1 protein-coding gene and 1 pseudogene are annotated in these 742 nt (G+C 72.5%); both read right to left on the bottom strand.

Going from position 1 to position 742, the window contains the following annotated elements:
• Window positions 1-3 precede the first annotated feature (3 nt).
• A complete protein-coding gene (locus tag G6O68_RS31990; RefSeq protein ID WP_165253832.1) occupies window positions 4-459 on the bottom strand; it encodes a hypothetical protein in 456 nt (151 codons plus the stop codon).
• Between the two features lie 18 nt (window positions 460-477).
• A pseudogene (locus G6O68_RS31985) lies at window positions 478-742 on the bottom strand (hypothetical protein); the annotation flags it as partial.

The raw sequence follows: 742 nt of genomic DNA, 5'->3' as shown, positions 1-742 counted from the left end.
GAATTACTTAGGGGGGGGATTGGGGGGGGTCACGGCGTCACGCGTGACGTCACGTTTCGTCACGTTCTCCGTCACGCGTGACGTCACGTGACGCGTCACGTGATCCGTCACGTTGCACCCCGTGACGGCGGTCGATTTCAGCCTCTCCCGACGCCGCTTCTGCCGCTCGGCGGCGAGTCGTTTCTGACGTTCCGCCTCGTCTTCCCCGCCGATGGTCGGGAAGCCGTTGGGCCTCCAGTCGTCGCCGATCAACCCTCGCTCCAGGAGCGCGGCCTTGGTCTCGGCCAGCACGTCGGGAGAGATCCGCAGCGAGGCGGCCAGGTCCGCGTTGCGGAACCCCGCGAGGCCGTCGATCGCCTGGTAGCAGAGGATCATGACGTGCCGCCTCTGGAAGGCCTCGGGCATGGACTGCACGCGCGGGTCCATGGCCCAGGCCGGGTTGAACGGGAAGGGTTTCACTACGGGGCGTCCTTACTGTCAGCGGCCGCGGGGCGGCGGTCCGTCGCCGAAGGCCTCGATGGGCGTCTGATCGCGGGGCGGAGGCGCGGCGGGCCGACGCGCCGGGGGCTGGGCCTGGGCCCGCTCGGCGATCCGGTCGGTCGGGCCGGCGGGGCGTTGAGGGACGTAGCCGCGCGGGACCACGTCGTGGTCGCGGGCCGGCGCGGGGCGGCGGTCGTCTCGCGGCCCGTAGCCGTTGCGGGGCGGCGGCGTCTGCGAGGCGGCGGCGCCGTCGTCGTCCTCC

This window comes from Paludisphaera soli (genome assembly GCF_011064595.1).
Classification (GTDB): domain Bacteria; phylum Planctomycetota; class Planctomycetia; order Isosphaerales; family Isosphaeraceae; genus Paludisphaera; species Paludisphaera soli.
Note: the sequence above shows the minus strand (reverse complement) of the source record. Positions and strands in the feature narration are given on the sequence as shown.